This window comes from Holdemania massiliensis AP2 (assembly GCF_000327285.1).
In the GTDB taxonomy this organism is placed as follows: Bacteria; Bacillota_I; Bacilli_A; order Erysipelotrichales; family Erysipelotrichaceae; genus Holdemania; species Holdemania massiliensis.
The window spans coordinates 214,248-235,039 of record NZ_HE998567.1; the positions used below are offsets into that span (position 1 = coordinate 214,248).

17 protein-coding genes are annotated in these 20,792 nt (G+C 48.8%); 13 read left to right on the plus strand and 4 right to left on the minus strand.

What is annotated here, in order from left to right; genetic code table 11:
- Window positions 1–142: 142 nt before the first annotated feature.
- The 3 genes from lepA (at window position 143) to hemW (ending at window position 3,446) form a co-directional block, all read left to right on the plus strand.
- Window positions 143–1,948: a translation elongation factor 4 gene (gene lepA, locus BN162_RS01020; RefSeq protein ID WP_020223188.1), complete on the plus strand. Its 1,806-nt coding sequence runs from the start codon at window positions 143–145 to the stop codon at window positions 1,946–1,948.
- A 132-nt stretch (window positions 1,949–2,080) separates the two neighbouring features.
- Window positions 2,081–2,356 carry a MazG nucleotide pyrophosphohydrolase domain-containing protein gene (locus BN162_RS01025; RefSeq protein WP_020223189.1) on the plus strand — a complete coding sequence of 92 codons (276 nt, stop codon included), beginning with the start codon at window positions 2,081–2,083 and terminating at the stop codon, window positions 2,354–2,356.
- Window positions 2,334–3,446, plus strand: coding sequence for a radical SAM family heme chaperone HemW (gene hemW, locus BN162_RS01030; RefSeq protein WP_020223190.1), 1,113 nt, complete (start codon window positions 2,334–2,336; stop codon window positions 3,444–3,446). The genes BN162_RS01025 and hemW overlap by 23 nt, the downstream gene beginning before the upstream one ends.
- Before the next feature lie 58 nt (window positions 3,447–3,504).
- Here hemW and BN162_RS01035 read toward each other — a convergent pair whose 3' ends face one another.
- Window positions 3,505–4,359, minus strand: coding sequence for an NAD(P)-dependent oxidoreductase (locus BN162_RS01035; protein ID WP_020223191.1), 855 nt, complete (start codon window positions 4,357–4,359; stop codon window positions 3,505–3,507).
- A gap of 261 nt (window positions 4,360–4,620) precedes the next feature.
- Between BN162_RS01035 and BN162_RS01040 the strand changes: the two genes are divergently transcribed.
- Together BN162_RS01040 and rpsO are read left to right on the plus strand one after the other, a co-directional pair.
- Window positions 4,621–6,453 carry a GGDEF domain-containing protein gene (locus tag BN162_RS01040; protein WP_020223192.1) on the plus strand — a complete coding sequence of 611 codons (1,833 nt, stop codon included), beginning with the start codon at window positions 4,621–4,623 and terminating at the stop codon, window positions 6,451–6,453.
- A 115-nt stretch (window positions 6,454–6,568) separates the two neighbouring features.
- A complete protein-coding gene (rpsO, locus tag BN162_RS01045; RefSeq protein WP_040451119.1) occupies window positions 6,569–6,835 on the plus strand; it encodes a 30S ribosomal protein S15 in 267 nt (88 codons plus the stop codon).
- Between the two features lie 140 nt (window positions 6,836–6,975).
- Here the strand turns inward: rpsO and BN162_RS01050 are convergent, their stop codons facing one another.
- Window positions 6,976–7,518 (minus strand): YgjV family protein, encoded by a 543-nt coding sequence (locus BN162_RS01050; protein WP_020223194.1) that lies wholly within the window; start codon window positions 7,516–7,518, stop codon window positions 6,976–6,978.
- A 125-nt stretch (window positions 7,519–7,643) separates the two neighbouring features.
- On the opposite strand from BN162_RS01050, the gene BN162_RS01055 reads away from it, so the two are divergent.
- The gene (locus BN162_RS01055; RefSeq protein WP_020223195.1) at window positions 7,644–8,378 is read left to right on the plus strand and encodes a DeoR/GlpR family DNA-binding transcription regulator; all 735 of its coding nucleotides are present in this window, start codon (window positions 7,644–7,646) and stop codon (window positions 8,376–8,378) included.
- Between the two features lie 309 nt (window positions 8,379–8,687).
- Here BN162_RS01055 and BN162_RS01060 read toward each other — a convergent pair whose 3' ends face one another.
- Window positions 8,688–9,932: a cation:proton antiporter gene (locus BN162_RS01060; RefSeq protein WP_020223196.1), complete on the minus strand. Its 1,245-nt coding sequence runs from the start codon at window positions 9,930–9,932 to the stop codon at window positions 8,688–8,690.
- A 114-nt stretch (window positions 9,933–10,046) separates the two neighbouring features.
- On the opposite strand from BN162_RS01060, the gene BN162_RS01065 reads away from it, so the two are divergent.
- Complete coding sequence (locus BN162_RS01065; protein ID WP_020223197.1) at window positions 10,047–10,940, plus strand: LysR family transcriptional regulator; 894 nt, start codon at window positions 10,047–10,049, stop codon at window positions 10,938–10,940.
- Here BN162_RS01065 and BN162_RS01070 read toward each other — a convergent pair.
- Window positions 10,916–11,797 (minus strand): LysR family transcriptional regulator, encoded by an 882-nt coding sequence (locus BN162_RS01070; protein ID WP_020223198.1) that lies wholly within the window; start codon window positions 11,795–11,797, stop codon window positions 10,916–10,918. The genes BN162_RS01065 and BN162_RS01070 overlap by 25 nt on opposite strands.
- Window positions 11,798–11,902: 105 nt before the next feature.
- On the opposite strand from BN162_RS01070, the gene BN162_RS01075 reads away from it, so the two are divergent.
- The 6 genes from BN162_RS01075 (at window position 11,903) to BN162_RS01100 (ending at window position 20,666) form a co-directional block, all read left to right on the plus strand.
- Window positions 11,903–13,621 (plus strand): ABC transporter ATP-binding protein, encoded by a 1,719-nt coding sequence (locus BN162_RS01075; protein WP_020223199.1) that lies wholly within the window; start codon window positions 11,903–11,905, stop codon window positions 13,619–13,621.
- A complete protein-coding gene (locus tag BN162_RS01080) occupies window positions 13,618–15,351 on the plus strand; it encodes an ABC transporter ATP-binding protein (RefSeq protein ID WP_020223200.1) in 1,734 nt (577 codons plus the stop codon). Before BN162_RS01075 ends, BN162_RS01080 begins: the two co-directional genes overlap by 4 nt.
- A gap of 314 nt (window positions 15,352–15,665) precedes the next feature.
- Complete coding sequence (locus BN162_RS17555) at window positions 15,666–16,298, plus strand: TetR/AcrR family transcriptional regulator (protein ID WP_020223201.1); 633 nt, start codon at window positions 15,666–15,668, stop codon at window positions 16,296–16,298.
- Entirely contained in the window at window positions 16,295–16,999 is a 705-nt protein-coding gene (locus tag BN162_RS01090; protein WP_020223202.1) for an ABC transporter ATP-binding protein, read from the plus strand. The genes BN162_RS17555 and BN162_RS01090 overlap by 4 nt, the downstream gene beginning before the upstream one ends.
- A gap of 2 nt (window positions 17,000–17,001) precedes the next feature.
- Window positions 17,002–20,379, plus strand: a complete 3,378-nt coding sequence (locus tag BN162_RS01095) for an FtsX-like permease family protein (RefSeq protein ID WP_020223203.1) — start codon at window positions 17,002–17,004, stop codon at window positions 20,377–20,379.
- Complete coding sequence (locus BN162_RS01100) at window positions 20,379–20,666, plus strand: GIY-YIG nuclease family protein (RefSeq protein WP_020223204.1); 288 nt, start codon at window positions 20,379–20,381, stop codon at window positions 20,664–20,666. The genes BN162_RS01095 and BN162_RS01100 overlap by 1 nt, the downstream gene beginning before the upstream one ends.
- The last annotated feature ends 126 nt before the right edge of the window (window positions 20,667–20,792 follow it).

Sequence of the window (20,792 nt, forward strand, 5' to 3'; positions counted from 1 at the left end):
TAGGAAGAAGAATCCAAAATTTCTCAATTTCAGATTCAGAAATAAAGAATTTCACCTCCGTCTAAGGAGGGATGAAAAGGTTCTGCTTTCTTTTGAGATCGGCTTTTGATATAATAGGACAGAAGTTTAAGGAGGAATGGCAATGGATCAGTCGAAGATCAGAAACTTTTCGATCATTGCCCATATCGACCATGGCAAATCGACCTTAGCGGATCGGATTCTGGAAATGACCGATACCGTTCAGCATCGAGAAATGGTGGATCAGATTCTGGATTCTCTGGATCTGGAACGGGAACGCGGCATTACAATTAAGCTGAATGCAGTTCAGCTGAAATATCGGGCGAAGGATGGCGAGGAATATGTTTTCCATCTGATTGACACCCCCGGACATGTTGACTTCACCTATGAAGTATCCCGCTCACTGGCGGCCTGCGAAGGGGCGGTGCTGGTTGTGGATGCGGCGCAGGGAATTGAAGCGCAGACCTTGGCCAATGTCTATCTGGCGTTGGACAATGATCTTGAAATTGTGCCGGTTATCAATAAAATTGATCTGCCGAGTGCGCAGCCGGAGGTCGTTAAAGAAGAAATTGAAAATGTTATTGGATTGGATTGCGCGGAGGCTCCGTTAATATCGGCGAAAACCGGATTGAATGTGGAGGATGTACTGGAAGAAATTGTAAAGAAAGTTCCGGCGCCCTCCGGAGATCCCAACGCTCCGTTAAAAGCGCTGGTCTTTGATTCCATCTATGATTCTTACCGCGGCGTTATTGTTTTCGTCCGGGTTAAAGAAGGCCGCATTCAGGTTGGCGACAAAATTCGTTTCATGAATAATCAGGCTGAATATGAAGTGCTGGAATGCGGTGTACGCAATCCGAAGGAAGTGAAACTGGGCGCTTTGGAATGCGGTGAAGTCGGCTGGTTTGCCGCCAGCATCAAATCGGTTCAGGACGTCAGTGTTGGGGCGACGGTCACGCAGGCCAACAATCCGGCTAAGGAAGCGCTGCCCGGTTATCGCAAAATGAATCCGATGGTTTACTGCGGGCTGTATCCGACGGATTCTGCGAAATACAATGATTTGCGCGAGGCTTTGGAGAAGCTGAAGCTCAACGATGCCTCCTTGCAGTTTGAGGCGGAAACTTCCCAGGCGCTGGGCTTTGGCTTCCGCTGCGGATTTCTGGGTCTGCTGCATATGGATGTCGTTCAGGAACGGCTGGAGCGGGAATACAATCTGTCGTTGATTGCCACAGCGCCCAGCGTTATCTATCATTGTTATATGACGGACGGATCCATGATGAAGATTGACAATCCGGCGCATTTGCCGGAGGTTCAGCGGATTGACCGGCTGGAGGAACCGTATGTTAAGGCCGGCATCATGGTGCCGAACGAGTATATCGGAGCGGTAATGGAGCTGTGTCAGAACAAACGCGGTATCTATAAGGATATGCATTACATTGATGCCCACCGCAATACGCTGGAATATGAGATTCCGCTAGGTGAAATTGTTTTTGATTTCTTTGATAAACTGAAAAGCTGTACTAAGGGTTATGCTTCTCTGGACTATGAAATCAGTGAATACAAAAAGAGTGACTTGGTGAAGATGGATATTCTGCTTAACGGCGAATTGATCGACGCCTTATCCATCATCGTTCATCGTGATTTCGCGTATGCCCGCGGCAATTCCATTACGGTGAAACTGAAAGAGCTGATTCCGAAGCAGCAGTTTGAGATTCCGGTGCAGGCCGCTGTTAACGGTAAGATCATTGCCCGCACCAACATCAAGTCATTGCGTAAAAACGTTTTGGCGAAGTGTTATGGCGGCGATATTTCGCGTAAGAAAAAGCTGTTGGAAAAACAGAAAGAGGGCAAAAAAAGGATGAAGGCAGTCGGCTCTGTGGAAATTCCGCAGGAAGCCTTTATGGCGGTCTTGTCGATGGATGACGATAAATAAAACAGGCGGAACCGCCTGTTTTCAGTTTGGTTTTTGTTTCTTTGTCCAGTGTCGCTGGGGGATCAAGCTGACTCAGTCCTCAGACTAAAGCTCAAAATAAAAAGGAAGCCTCAAGGAAAGGAGCGTTGAAGGATGATGAGTATAATCAAAGAAATACAAGAGCTGCGCAAAGACTGCGGCTGGGATAAAACGGATACGCCCGCGATTTTGGCCAAATCGGTGTTTGCGGAAGCGGGAGAATTGTTGGAATGCTTTGTTGAACGGGAGGAAACTCCGGATTGGAATGCAGTGAAAAGTGAGATCGCCGATGTCTTGATGTATGCGATGTCGATCTGTATTGATCAGGGATGGGATGTTGACGAAGTGATTCGGGAGAAATTTGCCGATGTGCGCCGCCGCTACCTTTAAGAATCAGTCGCTGTATGTTCATATTCCCTTTTGTCAGGGGATTTGCGCATACTGTGATTTTACCCGTGTGCGTTATCATGCCGGGCTTGCGGATCAGTATTTAACGCAGCTAGCCGGCGAGTTGGAGCAGCGGGTGCCGCGTCAGGCGATGGAAACCGTCTATATCGGCGGCGGAACGCCGACCGCTTTGTCCCTGGGTCAGCTGCGGCGGCTGCTCGATATGCTGAAACCATATACGGAAGGCGCCTTGGAAGTGACGATAGAAGCCAATCCGGAGGCGATTAAGCCTGAACTGATTGACATTCTGTTAACCGGAGGCGTCAATCGGATATCCCTCGGCCTGCAGTCCTGTGATGATCAAATATTAAAGCAGATTGGCCGGCGCCATACTTTTGATCAGGCACGTCAGGCAATCCGGCTGCTGCAGCAGGCGGGTCTGACGAATATTTCCTGTGACCTGATTTACAGTCTGCCGGGACAGACGAGAGAACAATGGACGGCGACGCTGCAGGGCGTTTTGTCATTAAATATCCCGCATTGCTCGCTGTACTCACTGACGATTGAGGAACACAGTGAATTTGGCCGGACAGGCCGGCAGCCGTTGGATGAGGATACTGAAGCGAGTATGTATTTTGAAGCTGTGCAAGTTCTGAAACAGGCGGGTTATCAGCATTATGAAATCTCGAATTTCGCCTTTGCCGGTTATGCTTCCAGACACAATTTGCATTATTGGCGGTATGATGATTTCTATGGCGTTGGACTAGGTGCCAGCGGCAAGCTGGGGGCCTTCCGTTATGATAACACCCGTAATTTTCAGGACTATTTCCAAGGCCGGTGGATCGCAGAGAAGATTGAGCTGACGCGCGAGGATCAGATGTTTGAGATGGTGATGATGAATCTGCGTACGGCTGCCGGTTTGTCTTTAATTGAGTTTGAGCGGATTTTTCAAACACCAGTGACTTCCGTTTATTCTGAAGCCATCCAAAACGGCCTCCGTCAGGGGTGGCTGCATCTGGACGAGGAACATTTAGCGGCGACGGACAGCGGAATGGCGTTGTTAAATACAGTGTTGGAGGAGTTTCTGGATTAAGAAATTCCTTTTTTTATTAAAAAAGACCTTCAGCATAGGCCGAAGGTCAACCGGAACCTTATTTTGTGTAATGCTTGATGATTGCCTGAGTTCCCAAATCTCCATCTCCCTCGTCCTGCATTTGTTCGTACATGGACAGCACAATATCCAGAACCGGCAGCTCAACATGCTGCGCTGCGGCCGCTTCTTTCGCCAATCGCATGTCTTTAATAAAATGCTTGATGAAGAAACCTGGGTTATAATCCTGCTGCAGCATTTTAACGCCGTTGTTGCTCATCTGCCAGCTGCCGGCCGCACCTTTGCTGATGGCGCCGAGCAGTTTCTCTGGATCCAGACCGTTGGCTTTCGCATAGACGATTGCTTCCGCAACAGCGCTGACTGTCCCGGCGATGGCAATTTGATTGGCCATTTTGGTATGCTGTCCGCTGCCGGCAGGCCCCATGAGAAGAATTGATTTTCCCATCTTATTGAAATAAGGCAGACAGGCATTGAAATCAGCTTCTTCACCACCGACCATGATCGATAAGGTTCCCGCTGCGGCTCCGCTGTCACCGCCGGAAACCGGGGCATCCAAAACGCGGATCTGATGCTGCTGTCCCAACGTGTGCAGCTGGACAGCCAGGGATGGGGAGGAGGTCGTCATATCGACAGCAAGGGCTCCCGGCTTGGCGGCCTTGAAGATTTCGCTGTAAACTTCCTCTACGTCTTTTGGAAAACCAACGATCGTGAAAATGAAGTCGGCATCCTTTACCGCTTCGGCAACAGTCTGGGCCACCCGGGCTCCTTTTTCTCTTAATGCTTCAGCCTTTGCCGCTGTCCGGTTGTAAACCGTCACTTCATCACCTTGATTTAATAGATGGGAAACCATGGATTTGCCCATGACTCCCGTTCCGATCCATGCTATTTTACTCATTGTATCACCTCTGGCTTTATTATACGCGTCCCTGCGGACAGCTTCAAGAAGACAATCATCAGCAAGCGCGCGACTTTACTGAAATGAATGTGAAATTACATGCCGCGAGGTTATCTTGGATTGATTTAAATAACCAGCTGTTTTATAATAAAAATAATCTTGAAATCAAGCTGAGGGACTGCGTAAAATCAACAAAGGATGTGATTTGCCATGTTTAACATAGTAAATTGTATCCTGAAAAAGACGGGGGGAGGCTGAACCATGAAACTGACGCAACGATCAAGCAGTCTGATGCTTTTGGCCAGTTTGCTTTTTGTGGGGACGATCTGTGGTATTTTTGTTGATCAGCAGCGCCGGCTGCGGCAGGAATTCAATACCCTGATTTTGGAAAATCTTGACTCCTATTCAGCAAGTCAGAGGCGGCAGTTTCATGGCGTTGTCACAGATGCCGGGCATACTTTAAAAAGCATTGCCGGCGTGCTGAGTGCCGTGGAAGTTTCCGCTGAAGAGCCGTGGCTGGATACCTATTTGACCGCCATGAATGAAGGCAATCGGTATTATGAAGTTCAATACAGTACAGAAAACGAAATTGATCAATGGATACAGCAGGGAACGGAACCGGCGGCAGCCTTTTGGCAAGCGGTTCAGACTCAGGATGAAGTGACGCTGGGCTTTTTGCAGATGGAAGACCGACTTTATTTTCTGATCGCCCAGCCAATATCGCGCCAGGGTTCTCATGAGGGCGTTTTGTGGACACGGCTTGAGGCTTCAACCTTGTCCGCTTTAGCAATGAATAGCCCAGTATTTAAAAAAGTTACGTCTTTGGTTGTTCGGCCGGAAGGAACAATTCTGTATTCCAGCAATGTTGATTTCCTCTCCACTGGAAATCTTTTGACATCCCTGACTTCACTTTCTCTGCCGGATGATTTTGTCTGGAAGATGCAGGAATTATTAGGACAGCCTAGGGGGGAAGCTTACTATTTTCAGGCTGAAGGCCGGCAGTTTTTCTATTCGGTTTCGCCGCTGGCGCAGGATTGGGTACTCATTAATTTTGTCCAGACGCCGGATGTGCTAATTCGTTCCGATCACATGCTCAACATCGTCTTAATTTCCGGGGTTGTTTTGATTGCGGCAACCTTGCTGCTGTGTCTGAGTTTGGTGAGCGTGCTGTTTCGCAAACGCCGACAGATTGATTTGGATCAGCAGCGTTATACGATGCTGGCTCAGTTTTTGGATACGATTTTGTTCGAGTATGATCTGAATCAGGATAAGATTGAGTTTACATCCAATGCCAACGTCCAGTTCGGACAGGATAAGCGCATTATCAGACAGGCTTCAAAAAATCCGGAAATTAAGGCGTTGATTCATCTTGAAGATTTTCCTCCCCGCAGGCGATATTCGCCGCAGCAGCTTAATGAAATGCAGGAACAGATCTTTAGTGCATCTGTGGGGCTACCGATGAAAGACGGGTCGTTCCGTCAGTTTGCCTGTCAATATAAATGGGTATTCAGCGAGGGAGAACTCGTTAAAATTATTGGTAAATTGACCGATATCACCGGTCAGTACAGTCGGGAGCAACAACTTTTAAAGCAGGCGCAGCGTGATGTTCTGACCCAGCTTTATAATAAGGCTGGAGAAGAGGCGATCGAAGCTCAGCTGAAGCAAGATCAGCGGGGAATTCTGATCATGGCGGATCTGGATAATTTTAAGGAAATTAACGATCGGTACGGCCACACCGCGGGTGATCAGGTTCTGAAAGCCTTTGCGGATATTCTGAAGCGCTTGTTTCGGAGTGATGATATTCTGATGCGTACAGGCGGAGATGAGTTTATCATGTTTATTCATGGTCTTCAGGATGCAGGCTTGGGAAAACAAAAAGCCCGGCAGATATTGGATCAGATTCAGCAGCTGCGCTTTGCGTCGATGCCCGATCTTCAGCTTACAGCCAGTCTGGGCGTTGCCCGCAGTCCTGAGGCCGGAACAAGCGTCAGAGCGCTGATTGAAAGCGCAGATCAAGCCATGTATGCATCTAAAGAAAAAGGAAAAGGAAATGTAACGGATTATGCGGAAATGAATGCAAACCGCGATAAATAATTCTTGAATAAGCCGCTTTGCTGTGCTATGATTAACACGCTGTTGAACTGGGATGCGCGATGACTCCGTCGGCACACGCGGTTCATCAGGTCTTAACGATATAGGAGGAAAACACATGTTAAGTAAAGCAGAAAAGACTGCAATCATCAAAGAATACGCTCGTTTTGAAGGCGATACAGGTTCCGTTGAGGTTCAGGTTGCCGTTCTGACAGCGCAGATCAATCGTCTGACAGAGCATTTAAAGGAACACAAGAAAGACTACCATTCAACACGGGGTTTGATGATGATGGTCGGCCGCAGAAGAAAGTTCTTAGCTTACCTGCGCGATACGGATATCAACCGTTACCGTGAACTGATTCAGCGTTTAGGTTTAAGAAAGTAATTAAAAAAGCTGTAACGAATTTGTGAGTTTCAGAAAATTCTGAACCATGATAAGCGTTATAGCTTTTTTTATAGGATGGAAACGATTTAATCTGGAATTTAGGTATATTGAGTATAAAACTGCTGTTGTGATTCAGAAAATCAACGCCGGGATGTCGATGTAAAAAAACTGACTTTTTGTTTTATCAAGGGATAATCCAGACGCAGTATACCAATCAGAATCGCAGACAAACTGATGACTTCGCACACAATGCCCGCGTAAGACTGAACGATGATGTTGAATATCAGCCATCCAGTGCTGGCGGCGAGTGTGATCATTCGCAGTATTCTAGGGTTTTTATTGCCATAGGCCAGTGTAGAAAGAAATTTTACGAAGATAATCATAATGCTGCTGAAGCCGTCCCATGTGGACAACCCTAAGATAAGAAAAAGGCAGCAAAACACAACGATCGGTATTTGAGTCGATTTGTTTTTTTGAACACAGCGGCTGAAAATAAGGTTTCGGAGACAGACGCATAAATTGGCAAGGACGCCGGAATAGATGCCGAGAAAAAAATACTGTATCGCGAATAGAAATTCGTTAAGCGTACGGTAGAATAAGATTTTCTTATGCGTTTGGCACTGAAACGAAATAATGTTCATTACAATACCGAGGATTCCTGTGAGCTGAATAAAGACTTCCATTTTTGACCTCCGTTTGATAATATTGTTTCTATATGAACATTATCATATCACTGAACAAATTAAACACAATAGATGTTTGATTTGTTGAAAAATAAACATTTTTGCGAACAGGAAGGAAGACTGAAATGGAAGAACGGCAGAAACAGATTTTTGATTTAGTTCAGCAGCTTGGCAAGGTCAGCGTTGATCAATTAGCAAAGACGTTTTATGTTTCACCGATGACGATACGTCGCGATCTTGCCGAGCTGGAACTCATAGGGATGATAAAGCGGTACCGCGGCGGAGCAGTTTCTAAAATTGAAGACGGTGAACTGCCGATTACGCAGCGCGCACTTCTTGGAGAAGCTGAAAAAAGGGAATTAGGGAAAAAAGCAGAGTGTTTTTTAAGCAACGGACTTAGCGTTTTTCTGGACAGCTCGTCTACTTGCTCCTATATCATTCCATTTCTGAAAAAATATACAGAAATTCAGCTGATTACCAACTCAGTTAAATCGCTGCTTTATGCGGCGGAGTATCATATTCCTGCGTTGCTGCTCGGTGGCAATTATAGCGAACAGGATATGTGCTTAACGGGTGCGATGACGAACCAGGCGGCTGAAGAAATCAATGTGGATATTGCGTTTTTTTCGACGCAGTCGTTTTCTGATGACGGGGTGATTTCAGACTCCAGCCAGGCTCAAATCGAGGTGCGAAAATACGTGATGAAAAACGCAAAGAGATCCGTATTTCTTTTTGAGAGCAGTAAGCTGCATAAAAAATCATTGCATACGCTGTGCTCAGAAGCTGATGTTTTTGCTGTGCTGCTGCCGGATTCTGCAGAAGGGCAAAATAAATCCGAGATTCAGAAGAATACAGCATGAAGAGCAAAGTCCTTAAAAAGACTGACAAAAGCAGAGCTTGTATTTCTAAATCCTTGCAGCTTTCAAATTTGTCAAGAAATGAACGCTATATTGCCGCCTGATGTTCCCAGGCAATAAGAAGATCGGCGATGAAACCCGAAAATTTGAATTCTTATTCCGTTAAAGAAGCTTTTGCAAACCATGTAAAAAGGAACAACCCGATTAAGCGGTGAACGCCTCATTCTTAAGTTGTTCCTTTTGATGTCTATTTTACTGATTAGGAGTAAGAACCGACCTTTTGCGCCGTTGACCTTTACTTTGGTTAGCGAGTCAGGCGGCAGCCTGATGAGAATGTTTGTGATGGGATGAATGCAGATTTTCCCTTGGGATGGATCCGGAAAGAATCAAAGACGTCTTGGCGCACAGCGGACCGATGATTTCGTAGAGAATTGCCGTAGACAGAATGACGGTGGATAACAATGTTCCATATTCATCCGGAAGAATCCGCTGGCCTAACGCCGCAAGGCCAATCGCAACCCCGGCAGAGGGAACTAACGCTAGGCCAAAATAATTGCGGATCGTAGCTGGGGCCTGAATCAAGGAACAGCCGATCCACGAACCGGCCAGTTTGCCGACGATGCGGAAGAAGAAGAATCCCAAGCCAATCAAACCGACATAGCGCAGTGCCGGAATGTTCAGATTCATGCCGCTGACGACAAAGAAGATCGTCATAATCGGCGGCGTGAAGCTGCTGACCTGATCAAACAGCTGGATATCCTTGGATAAATTCAGATAGGCAGCACCCATCGCCATGCAGCATAATAACGGTGAAACATCCAAGGCCGTGCACAAAGCGCTCATGATCAGAATCATCGAAACAGCGATGATCAGGCGGTTGTCATCCGAACGTTTTTCTGTAATCATCTTATGCATGACGAAGCCGCAGCCGATCCCCATTGCAACCGCCATGCCGTTGGTGATGAGCGGTTCGATAAAGACCATGATATTCATTGCGGAACGCTGCACCAGCGCCTCAGCAATCGCGGCGCAGACACTGAATGCTAAAATTGAAACAGCATCGTCAAGCGCCACAACCTGCAGAATCAGATTGACGAAATCACCTTTGGCCTGATACTGCCGGATTGTCATGATCGTCGAAGCCGGTGCGGTAGCTGAACCGATGGCTCCCAAAAGCAAGGCAAAGGCTAATGGCTGACGGAAGATCACGATCATGACGAAGATGATAACCACCGCGGCAATCAGTGCCTCACAGCAGGTCAGAATTAAAATGTTGATGCCGTTGCGCTTCAGTTCATGAAACCGAAAGTAACGTCCGACGCCGAAAGCGATAAAGCCCAGGGCAACGTCGGTGACAAAGCCGAGGCTGCTGATGACGGCGGTTGGGATCACCTTGAAACAGAACGGTCCCAATAGTACGCCGGTCAAAATATAAGCTGTCACATTGGGCAGCTTCAGCAGCTTGGTGATGCGGGTTAATAAAAACCCGCTCAGTAAGATAATGGCCAGACACAATCCCAATTCAGAATTGGGCTGTAAATTGAATGAACTTAACATCGTTTGATTTCCCCCTTGTCATTTTCTACTTGATTATATGGACCAGAGAGAATAAAATCAAATTATGAATATTTTGCGTATTATAAAAATATTTAATAATAGGAGGATGCCCTGATGATTGATCCCAAGATTAGAACGCTTTTAGCCCTGGTGGAATGCGGCAATTATACCAAAACTGCAAAACAGCTGTCGCTGACGCAGCCGGCGATTACCCACCATATTAAACTGCTGGAGGAGGAGTTCGGCATTAAAATCTTTTATAAAAACCGCCGTCAGCTCGTGCCGACTCCGGAAGGGGAGGTGCTGATTAAATATGCACGGCGGGCTTACGCGCTTTCAGAGAATCTGCGGCAGGCGCTAAGCGATGTCCGCAGTCAGGTAAAAAGCCTGACGCTGGCCATCACGCCAACCGCCCAGAACAATATCGTGCCGCTTTTGTTCGCCAAATACTGCAATGAACATCCGAATGTGCATATCAATATTATTACGGATAACATAAATAATATTTATAGTAAGCTCAAGATGTACGAAGCGGATCTGGCCATTATCGAGGGCAATATCACGGCCCCGCACTTTACTTCGATTCTGCTGGATACCGATTCGTTGTGCGCTGCGGTGTCCGTGAACCATCCGCTGGCGAAGAAGCAGAGCGTGTCGCTGCGTGAACTGCAGCACGAAAACTTTATTCTCCGTTCGCAAAGTGCCGGTACCCGCAGTTTATTTGAAAGTCATTTGATCTCACAGAATTTAAGTATTCATGATTTCAATGTGATCATGGAAATTGACAGTGTCGTGGTGATTAAAGAACTGGTTGCTTCCAATATGGGAGTTACGATTATCTCGAAAAATGCCTGCCGCAGCGAGGTGCAGAAGAAAAAGCTGGTGACTCTGCCGATTGAAAACATGATGATGGTGAGGGAAATCAACATGGTGTATTATCGGGAATTCCGGCATCCGGAAATTCTGCGCGACATTCAGGCCATCTATACCTCAACTTTGGAATCCTGAGTCAGAAAATCAATCAAGAGCGCGGTGGGTGCGGAGAGCGGCCGTTTTTTGGGCCAGATCAGACAAGTCTGAGTCACTAAGCGGGGGCAGTCCAGCGGTTTGACATGCATTGTTGACAGATCGATAAAACCGGCGGCGGAGTAGGGAACGATGGCCAGACCGAGGCCGGCCTGCGCCCATTGAATCGAGGTTCGGGCATCATCATTCAGACAGAGCGGGGAAGGCAGAAAGCCTTCCTTTTCGCATTCTTCACCGAGCAGCGCGGCAAAGCGGCGGTAATAGATCAGAGGCTGATCTTTCAGCTGACGAATGGATATTTGATCTTGGGGGAAACAATCCAGCTCGCTTCGCATGACCACGGCCAGCGGATCGGCGTCCAGCTTTAGCACATGGACTGAGGGATCATGAAACGGCGTGCGCACGATTGCCGCTTCCACCAATCCGGCTGCCAGGTTGTTCAGCTGTTCAAAGGTATTGCCTTCGTCGATCTGATAGCGTATTTTCGGATGCTGGGCGGCGAAACGAAACAGCCGCGGGTATAATAGGGAGGCTGCTGAAGAGGATACCGCCCCCAAGCGCAGGACGCCGGCCTGCCCTTGGGCGTAAGCGCTGATTTCCCGGCGGGTATCCTCACTCAGCGCCAGAATGTCCTGGGCCCGCTGGTAAAAACGTTCGCCGGCCGCGGTCAGCTGAATTCGCCGCGGCCCGCGGTAAAACAGAGGTGTGCCCAGCTCCTGTTCCAGCTGCTTCATAGCTACGCTTAAAGGCGGCTGGGATAAATTCAGCGTGTTTGCGGCCTGCAGAATGCTGCCCTGTTGCACGACGGTGACAAAGTATTCAAGCTGACGCAGTTCCATGTTTATCCTCCTATATGTTTTATGTATATTTAATATAGTAAAACAATATTTTTTCTATATCAAGAGCGCTGGTATAATAATCAAGTCTGAAAGGGAGAAAAATTTATGAAAACGATCGTTTCCTATTTTCGATATTTTAAGAAAGAACTGGTTTTCGGTCCGTTATTTAAACTGGCAGAAGCCATCTTTGAGCTGCTCGTCCCCTTGGTCATGGCGCAGATCATTGACATCGGCATGGCCCAGAAGGATTGGACTTATATACTGCAGCGGGGCGGCGTTATCGTGATCTTTGCGGTAGTCGGGATTGTCTGTTCCGCGACGTGTCAGTATTATGCTGCGCGCTGTTCGCAGGGGATGGGAACGGTCCTGCGCAAAAGCGTCTATCACAAGATCAATCAACTCTCATCCCAACAAGTCAGCCAATTTTCCTCCTCTTCGCTGATCACCCGGCTGACTAATGACGTCAATCAAGTCCAGCAGGCTGTTGCGATGTTGATTCGTCTGGCCATCCGCGCGCCGTTTTTGGTCATCGGATCTTTGACCATGGCGATGATGATTGACCGTCAACTGGCACTGGTTTTCCTCGCCGCCATTCTTGTGATCGCCATGGTTTTAGGCGTGCTGATGACCTGTTCTTCCTATTTCTTTAAGGCTGTGCAGCGTCAGCTGGACCGCGTTTCACAAATCAGCCAGGAAAATCTGGAAGGTCAGCGCGTCATCCGCGCCTTTTCCCGCCAGCAGCTGGAAACAGAGCGGTTTGATCAGGCAGCGCAGGCAAGTTATAAAGCTTCGATGCGGGTTGGCTGGATCAGCGGTCTGTTCAATCCGGCCACGCAGATCGTAATCAATTTGGGGATTGTCGTCTTGTTGTACTGCGGCAGCTTTCAGATCAACAGCGGGGTGCTCAGCCCAGGCAGTCTGATCGCTTTGGTCAACTACATGACGCAGATGTTTCTGGCCTTAGTCGTGCTGGCCAATTTATTTGTGATCTTCACCAAAGCCGCTGCCTCTGCCGGCCGGATTGAAGCTGTATTAAAAACAGAAGCTCAAATCGTCGGCGGAACCTCTGTCTGCACGCCGACGGAAGATCCGCTGTTGGAAATGGAGGAGGTCAGCTTTGGCTACAATGAAGGTGAAAGTGCTGTCGAAGGGATCAGCTTCACAATTCACACCGGTCAAACAATCGGGCTGATCGGGGGAACGGGCTGTGGTAAGAGTACGATTGTGCAGCTGCTGCCGCGGTTAATCAATCCCACCTCGGGCATCATCCGTTTCTGCGGAAAACCGCTTCAGGTGTATTCATTAGCGGATTTGCGGAAGCAGATCCGGATCGTACCGCAGAAAGCAGTGCTGTTTTCCGGAACGATCCGTGAGAATCTGCGCTGGGGTAATGAAACCGCCGGGGATGAGCAGCTGTGGCAGGCGCTGGAACTCGCTCAGGCCAAAACTTTTGTGGAAGCGATGGAGCAGGGGTTAGATACAATGCTGGTCCAGGGCGGTAAAAATTGTTCCGGCGGTCAGCGGCAGCGTTTATGCATCGCGCGGGCTTTAGTCGGCCATCCGCAGCTGTTGGTGCTGGATGACAGCACCAGCGCGCTGGACTATCAAACCGACGCCCGGCTGCGGAGCGCTTTAAAAACCTTATCCCCAGCCCAGGCGGTTCTGATTGTTTCCCAGCGGATCGCGTCCATCCGGCATGCGGACTGCATTCTCGTCATGGATCAAGGCCGGCTGGTGGGCCAGGGTATGCATGAAGAATTGCTCGAAACCTGCAAGTTCTATCAGGAAATTGTTCGTTCACAGACAAGGGAGGATCAGCGATGAAACAGACAGACTTACTGCGGCGTTTACTGCATTACGTCCGGTCTTACGGACTGCTTTTGGCAGGGGCGTTAGGCTTCGCGTTGCTTCAGGTCGCAATGACCTTAAGTGCTCCGGTGCTGATCGGTCAGGCTGTCGACGCGATGGTGGCCGCCGGTCAGGTAGATTTTATGCAGGTCGGGCAGATTCTGTTTCGGTTAGTTCTCATTTTCATTCTCGCGGCGGTCTTTCAGTGGCTGATGACGCTGTGCACCAATGCCTGCTGCTATCGGACGGTTCGGGATCTGCGCGTACAATGCTTCCGGCAATTTCACGCGCTGCCGCTGGCGACTCTGGACGGCACGCAGCAGGGAGATTTTATGAATACGCTGGTCAATGACATCGATGTGATTTCCGATGGTCTGCTGCAGGGATTTACCCAGCTGTTTACCGGGGTAATCACCATCGTGGGGACGCTGGGTTTTATGCTTTCCATCCATCCTATGATTACGCTGGCGGTTGTTCTGATCACGCCGCTGTCGCTGGGGGTGGCGTCCTTGATCGCTTCCCGCAGTTCCCGGTTGTTTAAGCAGCAGGCAAGAATTAAGGGAGAACTGTCCGGATTTGCGCAGGAGCGGATTGGTGGCCAGAGCCTGGTTGCCGCCTATAATCAGCAGGCTGCCTCGGAAGCCGCGTTTGATGAAATCAATGAGCGCCTTAATCACGTGGGAACGCGGGTTCAGTTTATTTCCTCCCTGACCAATCCCTGCACCCGTTTTGTCAATAATTTGGCCTATGCGGCAGTTGGGATCATCGGGGCACTGACAGCACTTGAAGGTGGGATGAGCGTTGGTCAGCTGACTTCATTTCTGAGCTATGCTTCGCAATACACCAAACCGTTTAATGAAATCAGCGGGGTCGTCACCGAGCTGCAAGCTTCCTTAAGCAGCTGCGAGCGGGTCTTTCGGCTCCTTGATCTGCCGCAGGAAAAGGATCAGGCAGATCGGGGCAGGCTGCAGTCATGCCGGGGCGAACTGAAACTGGAGCATGTCGCTTTCCGTTATCATGACAGCAAACCGCTGATTGAAGATTTCAATCTGACCGTCAAACCGGGGCAGAAAATTGCGATTGTTGGGCCAACCGGCTGCGGCAAGACGACATTGATCAATCTGCTGATGCGTTTTTATGAAATCCGCAGCGGATCCATTTGGCTTGATGATTGGGATATCCGAACGCTCAGCCGCAGTGAACTGCGCCGCAATTTCGGCATGGTGCTGCAGGATTCCTGGATTTTTTGCGGAACGATTCGGGAAAATATTGCTTACGGCAATCCGGACGCGCCGTTGGAAGCGGTTGAAGAAGCCGCGCGCAAAGCCCATCTGGATTATTTTATCCGGCAGCTGCCGCAGGGTTATGATACGCTGCTGGATGAAACCGTCTCACTTTCGCAGGGGCAAAAACAGTTGTTATGTATCGCCCGGGTGCTGGTCAGCGACCCTAAAATTCTGATTTTGGATGAAGCTACCAGTTCTATTGATACGCGGACGGAGTTGTTGGTTCAGTCGGCATTTGATCAGATGATGAAAGACCGGACAAGCTTTGTCGTCGCTCACCGGCTGTCAACCATTGAACAGGCAGATCAAATTCTTGTGATGAATCAAGGTCAAATTGTTGAACAAGGCACCCATCGTGAGCTGTTAAACTACAATGGTTTTTATGCTCAGCTTTATAACAGTCAGTTTGCGGGAGAATAACCGGATGGGCTTCAATCAGCATCAGAAAAAGTCAAATTGTAAGTAAAAGGGGTGCCGCTAAACATGGATGGCGTCACCTTTTTTGGCCTGAATGAACCTGTCACGATACGGAAAGCGTGATCTGATCTCACTTATAAGGGCAGCGCCAGATGCAGTGCATCATATGAAACTTCATGCAAAAAGTCTGCGCTCTTACGCCGAACCGTCTATAATCGTTTAGACAAGGTAGGGGATCTGTCTATTTTCAAACGATTGACAAAATCAGTGAACGACCGTATATTATTAATAAGTAAAATAATGAACGGAGGTTTACTATGGCGCAGGTACTAAAAGAAGCCCAGCGGGATAAAATATTGGAAGCCGCCAAACTGGAGCTGCTGCACTATGGCTACAAAGAGGCTTCGATGCGTCGGATCGCGGCCCAGGCGGAAATGACGGTCGGCAATTTATACCGTTATTTTAAAGGGAAGGATCAGCTTATTCAAGCGATTACCCTGCCTGCGCTGATGCAGCTGGATCAGCTGGTCCGGCGGCTGACGGATGATCGAATTTCTTTGAATCAGCCGCATTCCCGCGTCGGTTTGCCGATGAGTGAGCTGCGGCAGAAAACAGATCAGCTAGCGATGGATCTGACAGAATTATCTGTTCAGATGCCGCAGGAGATGCGGATTTTAATGCTGCACAGTGACTTGAGCGAACAGATATCCGGATGGCTGCTGTCTTTGATGGAGGTGCTGGCAAAGGAATGGGCGCTGTTTCCGCAGCATCGGGAAGCTGAGTTCAGCGCCTTGTGCCGAATGTTTTCGGCGTCCTTGTTTCAAGGGGTGCGCGAAGTTTTTTCCGACGCCGTACAGCTGGATCAAAACCAGCTCTGCGCCGTACTGCGGATTTATTTTGATTTGTTTTTAAGCATGTTTAAGCCTGCTGTGAAAGGAGATCAGGAATGAGTGAATTTATTGAGTTCCGGGATGTGCGGAAAGTATATAAGATGGGTGAAGTTGAAATTCCGGCGTTGGACGGCGTTAGTTTTCAGATCAAAAAAGGTGAATTTGTCGTGATTGCCGGCGCTTCCGGCGCAGGCAAGAGTACGATTTTGAATATTCTAGGCGGCATGGATACCTGCACCAGCGGTGAAATCATGGTTGATGGAGAAGAGGTGTCCAAGATGGATGCCCGCCAGCTGACGACCTACCGGCGCTACGATATCGGCTTTGTCTTCCAGTTTTACAATTTGGTGCAGAATCTGACAGCCCGTGAAAACGTTGAATTGGCCGTTCAGATTTGTAAAAATCCGCTGGATGTTGATCAGACGATTGAAGCGGTGGGACTGCGGGAGCGCCGCAATAATTTTCCTTCCCAGCTTTCAGGCGGGGAACAACAGCGGGTCGCGATCGCGCGGGCGCTGGCCAAAAATCCCAAGCTGTTATTGTGTGATGAGCCGACCGGAGCCCTGGATTATCAAACGGGCAAGTCCATTTTGAAGCTGCTGCAGGATACCTGCCGTCAGCAGCAGATGACGGTGATCGTGATCACGCACAATTTGGCCCTGACACCGATGGGAGATAAAGTGATTCGCGTCAAGAGCGGGAAGATCCGCTCCATAGAGGTCAACGAGCATCCGAAACCCGTTGAACAGATCGAGTGGTAAAGATGCGCAGTCCATTATTCAAGGATACGCTGCGGGAGATTCGGAAAACCAAGGGCCGGTTTTTCTCGATCTTCGGCATTGTGGCGATCGGCGTGGCTTTTTTTGCCGGAATCCTGGCTTCTGCGCCGGATATGAAATATTCGGCTGACCGCTACTTTGATGATTACAATCTGATGGATTACCGCGTGGTTTCCAATTTTGGGATCACAGAGGAGGATGTACGGCAGCTGCGCCAGGTTGAAGGGATCGAAGGGGTTCAGGCGAGCTATACAAAAGATGTGATCACCCGCATCGGCTCCAGAGAACTGGTCTTAAAAGTGCATGCCTTGGATTTGAATCATAAGGATCCGCAGGATCCGAATTATATCAATCAGCTGGTTGTCACCGCCGGCCGGCTGCCAGAAAAAAGTGGTGAATGTGTTATTGAAGACGGCAAAATTGTTGTTTCCGGGATGAAGATCGGGGATACGATCCGAATTGAAAGCGGAATGTCGGATGCTTTGACGGACAGCTTCAGCCGCGATACGTTTACCATCGTCGGTACGGTCAATACGCCGTACTATCTCTCTTATGAAAAAGGCACAAGTTCGATCGGCTCCGGCAGTGTGGATACGTATGTTTATGTTCCTCAAAGCGATTTCAAGATGGAAGTTTACACTGATGTCTATCTGACGGCCCGCGGTGCCAAGCCCTTCAATAGTTACCAACAGGCTTATTTTGATTATTTGGAACCGCTGAGTGAAACGCTGACGACGCTGGGCGGGGAGCGTGCAGAGCTGCGGCGGCAGGCGATTGTTGATGAGGCGATGCAGGAATATACGGAGGGCCAAGCGGAATACGAGGAAGCGTTGGCCACATTCAATGCGGAAATTGAAAAAGCGGAAAAGAAGCTGCAGGATGGCAAAGATGAGCTGATCATCGGGCAGGCCACACTGACTTCCAGCAAGGCGATGGCTGAGGCGCAGCTGAAACAGGGTGAAGCCCAGATCGAGATGATTCAAAAGCAGATCGATGCTCTGGTCACGACATATGAGGAGAAGAAAAAAGAATATGAAACTGCCAACGCGCAGGCGCTGACTCAAAAAGCAGAGCTGGAAGGGCAAATTGCTGAAAAACAGAAAACGCTGGCGGAAAAGCAAGCCGAGCTGGCTCCGCTGCAGCAGGAATTAGACGAACAGACGCAGAAACAGCTGGATCTGACAACGCGGCAGATCGAGCTGGAAACCAAAAAAGCACTCAATCAAACCGATCCCGATCAATATCCGCCGCTCAATGATGAGGAAGCGGCAGAACTCGAAAAAATCCCTGGTGAATTGATTCTGATCAATGCCCGAATTGGCGAACTGCAGGCACAGCTGGCGGTACTGACACAGTTAGAAGCCGAAATTGCCGCGGCGCAGGCGCAGTTGGATCTGATCAATCAGGGACTTGAAGTATCTGCTACGGTACTCAAAACGATTGATGAACAGATTGCTTCGGCCAATACGCAGATCGAGCAGCAGCGCCAAACTTTGATCCAGGCCAAAGCCGATGCGGATAAGCAGATCGCCGAGGGAGAAGCTAAGCTCAAACAAGGTCAGAAGGAAGCTGCTCAGGGTGAAATTGACCTCGCTTTGAACAAAGCCGAAGGTGAGGCCAAGCTGGAGGATGCCCGTGAGGAGCTGGTGCTGGCTAAAAATAAAATTGAACAGATCGAACAGGGCAAGTGGTATATCCTTGATCGTCAATCCCATTACAGCTATATGGATTATAAAGGCGCTGCTGACCGCATGGCTGCGATCGCGCAGGTTTTCCCGGTTTTCTTCTTTTTGGTTGCGGCGTTAGTCTGCCTGACGACGATGACCCGCATGGTAGACGAACAGCGTTCGCAGATCGGAACGATGAAAGCCCTGGGCTACACAACCAGCCAGATCGCATTCAAGTATGTGTTCTATGCCGCTTTTGCCAGTCTAACCGGAAGTCTGGTTGGTCTGGCTGTAGGACTGTTTGCATTCCCGGCGATTATTTATACGGCTTGGTTGATGATGTACGTGCTGCCGCCGGTCAGCTTCACGCCGCAGCTGCCGTTAATGATCGGCTCAACCGCGGCTTCGGTGCTGGTGACAACCTTGGCAGCGTTTGCGGCCTGTTATAAGGAACTGATTGAAACACCGGCGCTATTGATGCGTCCGAAGGCGCCGAAGCTGGGTAAAAAAATCTTGATCGAACGGATGACTTTTTTATGGAAACGTTTTTCCTTTACCTCCAAGGTTACCGCCCGCAATCTGTTTCGCTACAAGAAGCGTTTCTTCATGACCGTCTTAGGCATTTCCGGCTGCACTGCATTGTTGGTTGCGGGGTTTGGCATTAAGGATTCGATCAGTCGGATCGTCAATTCGCAGTTCGGTGATATTTTTAAGTATCAGGGTATTGCATCGCTGCAGAAGGATCTCGATGAAAACCAGAAGCAGGCGGTTCTGGATGAGATTGACAGTTTGGAAACGATCAGTGAAGCCCTGGACGTCTATCAGTCCAACGCTGTGGTCTATCAGGGAAGCGACAGTACCGAAGTGACGTTGGTCGTGACTTCAGATTCGGAACGTTTCCGCGATTTTGTTTCCCTGCATCCTCGGACGGCGCCGGATGAGGAACTAAGACTGAAGGACAGCGGCGTCGTGGTCAGTGAAAAGATGGCGAATGATATGAATCTGCATATCGGCGATACGATTGAGCTGGAAAACGAGAAGCAGCTGCGCCGCAATGTCGAGATTACCGGAATTGCTGAGAATTATCTCAATCATTATGTGTATATGAATGCTAATGCATACAAGGAAACCTATGATCTGCGTGCTCAGAGCAATGCGGTTTTTCTGAAGCTGAACGAGGCAGCGGCGAATGCGGAACAGCTCAGCGGACAGCAGCTGTTAAAGAATGAAGATATCAGTTCACTGTCGTTTTACACCGGAATTAAGGATAACTTCAACAATATGATCCGCAGCTTGAATTATATCGTACTGGTGCTGATCATCTCCGCCGGGATGCTGGCCTTTGTCGTGCTTTACAATCTGACCAATGTCAATATCAGCGAGCGGTTAAGGGAGATCGCAACGCTGAAAGTTTTGGGCTTTTACAACAAGGAAGTCAACACGTACGTTTATAAAGAAAATATTATCCTGACGCTGCTGGGTTCTCTGTTGGGCTTGGCTTTGGGCAAGGTGCTGCATTTGACGATCATGGTCGTTGTGGAACTGGATAACATCATGTTCGGCCGGATCGTACTGCCGCAAAGTTATGTGATTTCTGTGGTGATCACAATGTTGTTCGCGGTGATTGTCAACCAGGTGATGAAGCGGAAGCTGCGTGCGATTCCGATGGTGGAATCGCTGAAATCGGTGGAATGATGAAAGCTTGGGTGTATATTCTGGAATGTCAAGACGGCAGCTATTATACCGGCTGGACGTGGAATGTTCAAAAACGCTTTGCAGCCCACTGCGCTGGCCGAGGAGCGAAATATACGCGCTCCCATCCGCCGCTTAGAATCGCGTATGCAAAGGTTTTTGAGGATAAATCGACGGCGTTAAAGCAGGAAGCGGCGATTAAAAAGCTGACGCATGCGCAGAAGACGCTGCTGATTGCTCAAACAAAACTTGATCTTTTTGAGTCTGATCATCCCGGCGCGCAAAATTAATGCGTCGGGATTTTTCTGACTTAAGTTCAGTTCTTTTTCTGAATGGGAGAATCTTTTGACATATTTTGTGAATTGTTTATCAAATCCGATGGAAAACCCCTGAAAAAGGATTATAATGAAGACAGA